This window comes from Streptomyces sp. NPDC001156 (assembly GCF_053598275.1).
In genome coordinates, this window is the sequence record NZ_JBSFJX010000276.1 from 1 (window position 1) to 9,147 (window position 9,147).

The 9,147-nt window shown below is 68.1% G+C and carries 5 protein-coding genes and 2 pseudogenes; 5 read left to right on the top strand and 2 right to left on the bottom strand.

Annotated elements, in window-relative coordinates:
- The 4 genes and pseudogenes from ACWDA7_RS47095 to ACWDA7_RS47110 all read left to right on the top strand — a co-directional run.
- Window positions 1-1,013, top strand: a pseudogene (locus ACWDA7_RS47095) (IS200/IS605 family accessory protein TnpB-related protein); the annotation flags it as partial.
- A 517-nt stretch (window positions 1,014-1,530) separates the two neighbouring features.
- The gene (locus ACWDA7_RS47100) at window positions 1,531-4,011 is read left to right on the top strand and encodes a SpoIIE family protein phosphatase (RefSeq protein WP_450613623.1); all 2,481 of its coding nucleotides are present in this window, start codon (window positions 1,531-1,533) and stop codon (window positions 4,009-4,011) included.
- 548 nt (window positions 4,012-4,559) lie between these two features.
- Entirely contained in the window at window positions 4,560-5,204 is a 645-nt protein-coding gene (locus tag ACWDA7_RS47105) for a hypothetical protein (protein ID WP_450613625.1), read from the top strand.
- A gap of 332 nt (window positions 5,205-5,536) precedes the next feature.
- Window positions 5,537-6,538: an acyl-CoA desaturase gene (locus ACWDA7_RS47110; protein ID WP_450613631.1), complete on the top strand. Its 1,002-nt coding sequence runs from the start codon at window positions 5,537-5,539 to the stop codon at window positions 6,536-6,538.
- A gap of 216 nt (window positions 6,539-6,754) precedes the next feature.
- On the opposite strand, the gene ACWDA7_RS47115 is transcribed toward ACWDA7_RS47110, so the two are convergent.
- Window positions 6,755-7,126 (bottom strand): hypothetical protein, encoded by a 372-nt coding sequence (locus tag ACWDA7_RS47115; protein ID WP_450613627.1) that lies wholly within the window; start codon window positions 7,124-7,126, stop codon window positions 6,755-6,757.
- A 348-nt stretch (window positions 7,127-7,474) separates the two neighbouring features.
- Between ACWDA7_RS47115 and ACWDA7_RS47120 the strand changes: the two genes are divergently transcribed.
- Entirely contained in the window at window positions 7,475-8,011 is a 537-nt protein-coding gene (locus ACWDA7_RS47120) for a DinB family protein (protein ID WP_450613629.1), read from the top strand.
- A 156-nt stretch (window positions 8,012-8,167) separates the two neighbouring features.
- Here the strand turns inward: ACWDA7_RS47120 and ACWDA7_RS47125 are convergent.
- Window positions 8,168-9,055 (bottom strand): annotated as a pseudogene (locus tag ACWDA7_RS47125) (IS630 family transposase); the annotation flags it as partial.
- Between the last annotated feature and the right edge of the window lie 92 nt (window positions 9,056-9,147).

The following is a 9,147-nucleotide window of genomic DNA, read 5'->3' on the forward strand; positions in this document are numbered from 1 at the left end:
GCGGCGTCGTTGGGAAGCGGAGCGCTGGTTCCTGCAGGCGGACGGCGAATCGGGCAAGCGGTTCGGGAACGAGACGATCCGCGTCACCCCGGACGGCGAAGTCTCCCTCAAGCTACCCACCCCGCTCGCCCACCTCGCCAACGCCCCGCACGGCCGGTACGCGCTCACCGGCGCTGCGGTCTTCCACCACCGAAGCGACGAGTGGGCCGACCGCATCACCACGAACCGGGCCGTGGCCTACCGCATCCACTACGACGTGCAGCGCATGCGCTGGTACCTCACCACCTCGTGGACGATCCCGCCAGTCACCACCGTCACCCTGTCCCACGCCCGCACAGGCGGCCTGATCGGTGTCGACACCAACGCCGACCACCTCGCCGCCTGACGCCTCGATCAGCACGGCAACCCGTGCGGCGGGCCGCGCCGGTTCTTCTACGACCTGTCCGGCACCACGGACCACCGGGATGCCCAGGTACGGCACGCACTGATCCGGCCCCTGCACTGGGCGAAACGCCACGGGGTGTCGATCGCGATCGAAGACCTCGACCTCGGCGCGGAGAAAACCCGGGAGAAACACGGGCGCCAGAAGCGGTTTCGGCAGGCGATCTCCGGCATGCCCGTGTCCAAGCTGCAGGCCCGGCTCGTCAGCATGGCGGCCGAACTCGGCATCACCATCATCGCGTCGACCCGGCCTACACCCGCAGGTGGGGCGCCCAGCACTGGCAGAAACCCCTCACCCACACGACCAGGAAAACCAGCCGACACGATGCCGCCAGCATCGCGATCGGCAGGCGCGCCCCGGGGCACCGCATCCGGCGACGGACGACACCGCCTCCTGCCCACCAGAGCGATGGACAGCAGCATCGGACCGCCCAGGCCGCACGCGGCACCCGCGGGCGTGAGGAAACCCGCCCCCGCATCCCCGGACCACGGACCACGGACACGATCCGCTGGGACCAGACGCGGCGCGAACGCGGCAGACCAGGACGCCCAACACCGTTCGGAGCATCCGACTGAGCCCGTGCAACACATGCTCAGTCCGGAGGAACGGTTTCGCCATGCCCCTGCACGGATTCACCCCCCCCATGCAAAGTGATCAACGCATTCACCCCGCAGTAAGCGACTTGGACCTATGAGAGGGCCCGCATCTGAATCTGCGGGCCCTTTTGCGTTCCTCCACTGTCCCAGCAACACTCCCCGATCTTTCAGCTCGTCGGCGAGGCCGACCGCTCGATACGAGCGCGGCGCCCTGCATCACACACCGTGAAGCGCAGGATGCAGAGCGTCCCCTACTCGCGACGAGCTGCAGCTCGAGGGAGAAGGTCACCCGAAGGCGGGGCGGGTCAGCCTGCAACGTAGAGCTTCACCCGGCCGGCAGCCCGACCAAAACCTGAACAACGGAAGCCGTATCAGTCACGACTGCTCCACTGTCACAGAACCGTCTGTCATCCGGTCATTGCATGCAAAAGGGGCACATTACTCCAACCCCACACCGCCGGCTTTCCCAGACTCCCCCTAGGACAGCACTCAATGACCACGACCAGCCTCGACGCAGTGACACTCGGTAAGCAGTTGAACGCGTCTGATATATCCGACACGGCAATCGCGCTGCTCGACGAGCAGGGGACGGTCGCCGCATGGACACACACCGCCGAACGGCTCGTCGGATACTCCGCCAGGGACGCCGTGGGCCGGTCCGCCGCACTCGTGCTGCCGTCATTCAAGGAAGCGACGCCGACGTCAGCGTTCGTCGAGCAGTGTCATGCCGAAAACGGCTGGTCAGGGGCGACAGCGGTGCGCCACCGGGATGGCCGTGTGCTCGACGTCAGCGTGCGAATCACGATGCTGCGCGGTCAGGACGGGTCCGCGCGATGGCTCGCGTCCGTGACCGACACCGTCCCGCAGTCCGGGGACGCGATAGACAGATCGGTGAGGGGGCCGCTTCTCGCCCGCGCGGGGATCGGTGTCGGCATTCGTGACCGGCAGCTGCGATCCACCTACGTCAACGACGTTGCTGAGAGCCACGACGGCATTCCCCGTGACCGACGCCTCGGACGTCGATTCACCGAGGCACTGCCCGGTGCCAATGCCGAAACAATTGAGGCGGTAATGCGGCAGGTCGTCCAAAACGGTGCGACCAAGATCCTTGAGTACCGGACATGGCTGCCGACGAACCAGGGCCCTGAGCATCAGTTCGCGGTCTCGTTCCAGTGCCTCCAGGGTGCCGACGGCCAATCGCTGGGGGTGTGCGTCATCAGCGCCGACATCACCGCGAGCTGGCAGGCGCGTGAGCGCCTCGCCGTCCTCAGCCAGGCCGGTACGCGTCTTGGCAGCACCCTGGACGTGATGCAGGCCAGCCAGGAACTGGCCGACCTTGCCGTGCCTCTGCTCGCCGACTACGTCGCCGTGGACCTGGAGCAATCGATCTCGATCGGGGAGGGGCCCCCGGTCGGCATCAGCGCGACGACGGGCCATCGCCTCCCCACATTCCGGCGGGCCGGTCTGGCCTCGATCCACCAAGGCGTACCGGAATCCCCATGGAAGCGCGGCGAGCCGGTCAACGTACCTCCTGCCTCACCCTTCACCTCCGTGCTGCACGCCGGGAAGTCCCGCCTGGAGCCGGTCCTTGACACCGCTCCGGGGACATGGGTCGACGAGGTGCCGGAACTGGCGCACATGGTCCGCGAATACGGCATGCACTCGATCATGGTCGTGCCCATCCGTGCACGGCGCGCCCTGCTGGGCGTGGCACTGTTCGTCCGTACAACGGATCCCGTGCCCTTCCACGAGGCCGATCTGCTCCTGGCCGAAGAGCTCGTCGGCCGCGCCGCGCGCGCGTTGGACAACGCCCGTCAGTACGCTCGCCAACACAGCGCCGCCCTCGCGCTGCAACGCCATCTGCTCCCCCGCCGGTTGACAGGCGGCACGGCGGTCGAGGTGGCGTCGCGCTACCTGCCCGCGGACGTGGACCACGGTGTCGGCGGCGACTGGTTCGACGTGATCCCGCTGTCCGGCGCTCGGGTGGCCCTCGTCGTCGGCGATGTGGTCGGACACGGTCTCCACGCCGCCGCGACCATGGGCAGGCTCCGAACCGCCGTCCACACCCTCGCCGACATGGAACTGCCCCCCGACGAGCTGCTGGGCCACCTCGACGACACGGTCCAGCGACTGGGCGAGGAAGACGCCGACACCCCGGACCAGGCCCATGTGGTGGCGGGCGCCACCTGCCTGTACGCCGTCTACGACCCCGCCACCCGCCGGTGCACCATGGCATCGGCCGGCCACCCCCCGCCCGCGATCATCGACCCGCAGGGACGGGTCTCATACCCGGACCTCCCCACCGGAGCCCCCCTGGGCGTCGGCCTGGGGGAACCCTTCGAATCCGTGGAGCTGGAGCTGGCCGAGGGAAGCGTCCTCGCCCTGTACACCGACGGTCTGATCGACACCGGCGACCACGACATCGAAAAGGGAATGCACCGGCTGGGCACCGCCCTCGCACAACCGGGCCGATCCCTTGAAGACCTCTGCCACATCGCAACGAAGACCGTCCCCGACCAGGCTCCGTGCGACGACGTCACACTCTTGCTCGTCCGGACCCGTTCTCTCAGCCCGAGCCGGGTCGTCTCCTGGGCACTGCCCGGTGACCGGTCCGCCGTCCGCAGCGCCCGCAACCTGGCGACACGTCAGCTGACGGAATGGGGCCTGGAACGTCTCGAGGACGCCACGAAGCTGATCGTCAGCGAACTCGTCACCAACGCCATCGGCCACGGCACCGGACAGATCGAGCTGCGGCTCATCCGACACCAGGTCCTGACCTGCGAAGTGTCCGACACCGGCCTCTGCCCCCCGCGTCCGCGTCGCGCACGCGCCACGGACGAGAACGGGCGCGGCCTCTTCCTCGTCACCAATCTGTCCCGCAGGTGGGGCTCCCGCTCGACATCGGGCGGCAAGGTCGTCTGGGCCGAACAAGACCTCCCCCACGCCTCAGGCCCCCGATCGGCGGCTGCCTGAGGCGAACCCGCCGACCTCGCGAAGCGGGCTTCGCAGGGGCGTCCGAAACACCTCCGACTCACCCTGCCGCGGGGTCCCCGGCGGCTTCGTGCCGTGCGTCGTGTCCTACCCCGTTCGCCATGGCCCCGCGTACGGAGCGCAGTCAGACGACTGATGCTTGGGCCCGGGGCGAGACTGGTCCCACATCTGTTCAGGTAACAGCGGACCCACGAGGACACATCGCAGAATGACACCACGGCGGCAGACATCACCGTTGACGGTCCATTGCTATCTCGTCAAAACGAGGGCGCCATTCGATGATTGATGAGCCCCTCCTCGTCCGGGCCGCAACCGGCGGACAGGGCAGAGCCGTGACCGACGCGTTGTTGCGTCGCGGTGCCAGGGCGCGGGGTCGGCGATGGCGTGGACGATCCTCGGAGAATGCCCCGCACTCGCCTCAGGCAAGGGATGCAGCGGTCGGGCGTTCGCGATGCCCCGAGACCGTGACCGCCCTGCCCGCCGGTTCGGACCAGCCCCTGGGCGGAGAACTGGGTGGTCATACTGTGTGCATGAATTCAGGGATGCTTGAAGCGATCCTCTACTGCCTGCAGTTCAGTCGCGCGTTGGGCGATGAGGAAGTCGAGCGCATCAGTCGCATGATCCTGGAGCAGCCGTTCTACGACCTCACCGCGGAAGAACAGTACGCAGGGATCGAGGCGGCAATCGCGGTGGACGCCTGGGAGAAGGACCTGTCCTGGCAGCCGCATGACGAACCGTCAGTCCGCAACTTCCTGCGGCGTCTACTGAAACGTCTGGACGCGCTGCGGCCATGGCAGGAGCCGCCGTTCCGCAGCCTTGGGTTCGGCCGCTGGCAGGAGTTCAAGCACGGGACGCTGCTGGCCCACGTACAGCTGTGCTCCCCAGCGCAGGACCAGATGCACGCGCGCCTGCGCACCGTGCCCGAGGACCAGCACCGGTTGCGGGCACTGGTGCTGCGTCTGCGGTCCGGGGACGAAGTCGCCCTGGTGGCACCGCCGCTGCCGAACGGAGACGACGCGGTACTGATGGCGGTACCACCGCACCGGGCCGCACAGAAGGTGATCGAGGCGTTTCTGGCCCATACGGGGTATCCGCCTGGACGGGTGTCCCCCGCGGGCCGGCGGGGGTGGGGGCGACGGAGCGGTGGAACGGTGCCTCCGGGACTTCGGGGCTGACCGAGCAAGCCGGATGGCTCTACTTAACCTGGTATGCGGGCAGTTCACCCAGGTCGGCTCGTAATGACCTTGCCGTAGTCAGACGTGCAACCCCGGCTGGAATCACCAACGGTCATCGGACAGGAGCGGCACGTCGAGGACTGAACCTCCCGCCGGGAGGCGAAAGAGCTTTGGTCCCGCGCCGTTCACACCCTGGACATCGGCGACGACCTGCGCGGATGCCGTCCGGTGGGATCGTGTGCCCTGCGGCCGCCGGGCGCGCCCGAGACCGCGCGTGATCCCGGCCGGTCCAGCACCATGTCCGCACAAGCTTGAGCGACGGCGAGGAACCGATGAACCCGAGCGACGCTGACCGTTCTGAACTGGCCGTCGCCGAACACGACGCCGAACCTGTGGCGGGGGCCAAGCCGCTGCTCGACGCCCCGCAGACGGCTGCGGCGGGGGTGGCTATGTGGATCTTCGTCGTCGGCCCGCCGATCAGCCTGATCGCCGTGGTGCCGTTCGTGTGGGGATGGGGGCTGTCCGCGCTGGACGTCGGCATGGCGGTGGTCGCCTACCTTGTGTCCGGCTTCGGCCTCACTGTCGGTTATCACCGCCTCTTCACGCATCGCTCGTTCAAGGCACGGCGGGGCCTGCGGATCGCCCTCGCCGTCGCGGGTTCGCTGGGGGTCGAGGGCTCGCCGGTCCAGTGGGTGGCAAACCACCGCCGTCACCACGCCTTCGCCGACCGAGAGAGCGACCCGCACTCGCCCTGGCGCTACGGGACCGACACCCGCGCGCTGCTCAAGGGGCTTCTGCACGCGCACATCGGGTGGATGCTTAAGCGTGAGCTGAGCAACCGGGCCAGGTTCGCGCCTGACATCGCCGCCGATCCCGATATGCGGCTCATCGGCCGGCTCTTCGGGCCGCTGACCGCCGTCTCGCTCCTGCTCCCGGCGCTGGTCGGCGGGCTCGTCACCGGCACCTGGACCGGCGCTCTGACCGGGTTCTTCTGGGCCGGCGTGATCCGGATGGCGCTGCTGCACCACGTCACGTGGTCGGTGAACTCGGTCTGCCACGTCGCGGGCAAGCGCCCGTTCGCCAGTCGGGACAAGGCCACCAATTTCTGGCCGCTCGCACTGCTGTCCTTCGGCGAGAGCTGGCACAACTCACATCACGCCGACCCCACGGGCGCGCGCCACGGCGTGCTGCCGGGCCAGCTCGATCCCTCGGCACGCCTCATCTGGATATTCGAGAAGCTGGGCTGGGTCCACGACGTTCGCTGGCCGAGCCCCAGCCGTCTCAGCGCTCGACTTCTGCCCGAGCCGATCGGTTCGCCCGAGTCCGCGGCCTGACGTCCCGGGCGGCGCGCGTCGCCGCGGCGTCCCGCGCCCATGGGACACAGCAACCGGCGCGGGGCGTCCGCGCGCTGGTCTGCACTCCCCGGCTCAGCCGAGCAGCTGTGCCGGGGTGTCGTTTCGACGGGCCACGCGGTGTGCGGCTGCTGTGCGTGAGCCGCGTACAGGTCACGCTGCCCGCGCGGTGCACGGGTCATCCGGCCGAGCACGTCGTCAGCGAGCCGTCGCCCGGTGCTGCCGGACAGCGCCGACCACGATCCCCGCGATCAGGAGGGCCACCCCCGCAGCGAGCCAGAACCAAGGGTTGTACTCGTCCACGCACGACTGACCGGTGGCTGTGGTGGTACACACCGTTCCTGGGCCTCCCCGATTGAGGAAGGCCACGTACAAGAGCGGTACTCCGAGACCGGATATCACACCCTGAAGTCCTGCCGAGGAGCCCCGTCGGGACGCCAGCACGCCAGCCGCCACGATCGTGACGAGCAACAGGTACAGGCCGATGGTGAGCAGGGTCAGAAGGCTGAGCGACCCCACTGCGCCGACGGCGAGCCAGCCGCAGAACCATGGCCAGATGCTGGTTCTCATTCGTTCTCCTCTGTCGACTGCTGTGGCTGAGGGTGCCCTTGCCCGGAAACCTCGTCCGCCGGGGTCACGCCACATATTCGTACTCGTGGTGGGTATCGCCAAACGTTCACGCCTAGTGCTGTGACCGCCGGGTTGCGTTCAGGCCACCTGTGACTCGCAGCGATACCTGGCCACTCACAGCCGTGGAGGGCCACTCCCGAGGCGGCATCGAGCGATGAGTTCCGATACGAAGAGAGGTCTTCTTGGGCGGACGTGCTCGTGAGGTGCCAGTAGAGGCGCCGCCCAGTCCTCGGATCGTGGGCACGTACGAACTCGACCAAGCTTGATGGCCGGTGAGGAGACTCCAGCGTGAGCGACATTGTGGTCCAGAAGATCGTCCGGCCTGAGCGCGCAGCATCGGGCCCGTGGCTGGAGGTGATCGCCTCGAATCTCGATTACCACCGAGCGACCTTCTTGTGGAAGTGCGAGGGCCTCTCGGATGAACAACTGCGGCTACGTCCTGTGTGGTCGTCGGCGTTGACCCTGCTGGGGCTCATGCGCCATCTGCAGGGGGTTGAGCGTGCCTGGTTCCAGCGGACGTTGGCCGGCACGACGCCTCGCTTCTTTCCCTATCGGACCTACGTCACCGCTGACGGTGGCGAGTGGTACGACGAGTCGGACGCTACGCCGGCCAGGGACGTCTACGAGGACTACCTCAAGGCATGCGAGGAGTCGCGGCAGGTATTCGCGAAGGCGACCGTTGACCTCGCGCGCATCGTGCCGAACCCGGAATTCGGTGACACCGATGTGCGGTTCATCCTTGAGCACGTGATCGAGGAGTACGCCCGCCACGTCGGCCATGCGGATCTCCTCCGCGAGGCCATCGATGGCGTCACTGGCGAGTAGCCGACCGCTGCGCCCTACGAAGCATGCCTGAGCACAGCACGCGACGAATCGTTACCGTACTGGCCAGCTACGGCTGAGCGAAATGGCCAACCACCCGTGAGCACAGGATAGTCACCAGAGGTCCCGCGACCGTCCCTGGCCACATATCGCTGGCGGTCACACCGCCGTGGCGAGGGGCCGACCGCCCCAGCGGATGCCCTTCTCACAGCGGATGCGGGCGCGATCCTGGCGTTCGGCGGCCAGGACGTCGCGGTGGCGGGCGTTGGCGTTGCGCCACCGCAGGTAGGCGTGCAACGCCCGGGTCTGCACGGTGTGGTTGGGGTAGTTCGAGTTGGCAATGGTGAACTGCCTCAGCGGTCCGAAGTGGGCTTCGATGGGGTTGGCCCACGAGGCGTAGGTCGGCGTGAAGCACAACTCGACCTTGTTCATCTTCGCCCAGCGCCGGATGTCGGCGCCCTTGTGGGCGGACAGATTGTCCAGGATCACGTAGATCGGGGCGCCGTCGGGCCGGGTGGCGCGGATCGATTTCAGCGCGGCCAGCGTGTTCCCGGCGCCCTTCTTGCGCGGGTTGGCGCCCCACAGGGGGTCGTCGCCGACCGAGTAGCAGCCGTGGAAGTACCGCACGCCGTGGGTGCGGTGGTAGGCCGCCGGCACCCGGTCGGGCCGGGTCTGTTCGGCCCAGCAGCTGCCACCGGTGGGCCGGATTCCCAGTGGGCCGAACTCGTCGAACGCGAAGACGCGGTCCGGGGAGCGGTCGAGGACGGGCTTGATGCGGTCGAACTTGGTGTCGCGCTCGGGGTCGGGGGATTCTTTCCAGGTCTTGGTGCGCTGGAAGGTGATGCCGCGGCGGGCGAGCAGGCCGCGTAATGCCTCGCGGCCGGCACGGATCACCTGGCCGTGGACCTTGCGCAGATATGCGGCGAGCTTGCGCAGTGACCAGCGGGTGAAGGGCTGGCCGAGCTTGCCGGGGCGGGTGGTGGCCGTCTGGATGACGAAGTCCTCGTCGTCAGAGCTGAGCAGGCGGGGACGGCCTCCCGCCCACTGTGCGACATCCCACGGGTTCCCCTGAGCCTCGCCGAGCTCCTAGCCCTGTGGCCAGGGGGTTCTTCCTGCGTCGATGGCTCGACTGTCTGCTG

What these genes read in the sequence shown, in the direction of transcription:
- ACWDA7_RS47100 (WP_450613623.1), top strand. Translation starts at nt 1,531, where the DNA reads ATGACCACGACCAGCCTCGACGCAGTGACACTCGGTAAGCAGTTGAAC.
- ACWDA7_RS47105 (WP_450613625.1), top strand. Translation starts at nt 4,560, where the DNA reads ATGAATTCAGGGATGCTTGAAGCGATCCTCTACTGCCTGCAGTTCAGT.
- ACWDA7_RS47110 (WP_450613631.1), top strand. Translation starts at nt 5,537, where the DNA reads ATGAACCCGAGCGACGCTGACCGTTCTGAACTGGCCGTCGCCGAACAC.
- ACWDA7_RS47115 (WP_450613627.1), bottom strand. Translation starts at nt 7,126, where the DNA reads ATGAGAACCAGCATCTGGCCATGGTTCTGCGGCTGGCTCGCCGTCGGC.